The organism is Frondihabitans sp. GW821-FHT04F02, assembly GCF_059420045.1.
The window spans coordinates 1-1,648 of the sequence record NZ_JBWKSZ010000011.1; the positions used below are offsets into that span (position 1 = coordinate 1).

Annotated in this window: 1 protein-coding gene; it reads right to left on the minus strand. The window is 67.5% G+C overall.

The features are described from left to right. The coding region (locus tag AC07TY_RS17980; protein ID WP_494786215.1) for a hypothetical protein at positions 1 to 1,648 on the minus strand (1,648 nt) is incomplete at both ends.

Genomic DNA, 1,648 nt, shown 5'->3' on the forward strand with positions numbered 1-1,648 from the left:
GCCGTAGGTGACGCTGTCGGTCTTGCCGTCCTTTGCGACCTGGTCGAAGATGAGGTTGTAGGTGTGTGTGGCGTTCCAGGTGCGGGTGGCGGTCCACTGGCCCTGGGGGTTGACGTCGACGGTCTGGTAGGCCGTTCCGGTGGTGGCGGACTTGATGGTGACCTTGGCGCCGGGGGTGGCGGTGCCGGTGAAGGTGGCGAAGACGCCGCCGGGGCCGTTTTCGGCGCCGGTGGTGACGCCGGTGACTTCGAGGTCCTTGAAGACGGGGGCGAAGATGTTGACCATCGTCGTGCTGGTCGTCTTGTCGGGGTTGGTCTGGGTGACCTTGATCTCGTAGTCGTTCGAGGGTCCCCAGTTGCGCTCGGGGAGTGCCCAGGTGCCGTCGGCGGTGACCTTGGTGGTGCCCATGGCGACGTTCCAGCCGTTCTTGGCGTTCACGGCGGTGATGGTCGCGTTCGGGGTGCCGGTGCCGCGGAGGATGTTGAGTCCGGGGGTGTAGGTGGCGCCGTCGGCGATCGAGGTGACTTCGACGGGGACGTTCGTGACTGCCTGGCTGATGTGCAGCGTGGAGTGCTGGACGTCGGTGCCTTTGGTGGCGGTGAAGCGGATGTCGTAGCCGGCCGTGGTCGGGCCGAGGTAGCGGTTGAAGGCCCAGTCGCCGTCGAGGTTGGCGGTGGCGGTGCCCATCGGGGTGTTCCACTGGTTGACGGCGGTGATCACGGTGTTCGGCGATGCTTTGCCGCGGAAGGTGGTGTTGCCGACTTCGTAGGTGGAGTTGTTCGTCGGGCTGGTGACCTGGAAGGCGATGACGCCCTGGTAGTTCAGGTGCAGCTGGGTGGTCTCGGTCTTGCCGTCTTTCGTGGCGGTGAAGGTGATGTCGTAGCCGGCCGTGGTGGGTCCGAGGTTGCGGTTGAACGCCCAGTTGCCGGTGCCGTCGGCGGTGTCGGTGCCCATGACGGTGCCCCACTGGTTGACGGCGCGGATCGTGGCGCCGACCGCGGCGGTGCCGCGGAAGGTCGTCATGCCCTCGGCGTAGTTCTGGTTGTTCGTGTGGGAGGTCACGCGGAACGGGGCTTCGGCGGCGACGCGGTTGACGACGTGCGTCAGGGTCTGGGTGTCTTTACCGGAGGTCTGGGTGACGATCAGGGTCGATCGGCCCAGGGCGAGGCCCGAGGTGAGGTTGGCGGTCCAGTCGCCGTCGGCGTCGACCGTGGCGGTGCCGATGGTGGAGTTGGGGCCATAGCCGATCTTCACGCTCGCGTCGGGGTGGCCGTGGCCGGTGAAGACGGGGCGGGAGGTGGTGACGGTCGAGTTGTTTCCGGGGGACTCCACGGTCGGCGCGGCGATGTCGCCGGGGCCGGGGTCGACGGTGCCGTCGGGGTTGAGGGTGACCTTCGCGGTGGTGACGTTGTTGCCCTTGCCGGTCTGGGTGACGATCAGGGTGTGCTTGTCGGCGGAGAGCTGGACGTCGCGGAGGTTCCAGGAGCCGGAGGAGAGGACCTGGCCGGACTTCAGGATGCCGGTCTGGCCTTCTTCCTGGACCTTGACCTGTGCCAGCGGCTCGCCGCGGCCTGTGAAGTCGAGCGCACCACCGGGGTGGACGAGGTCGTCGACCGGGCTCGTGATCGTGACCGCCGCACCATAGGTG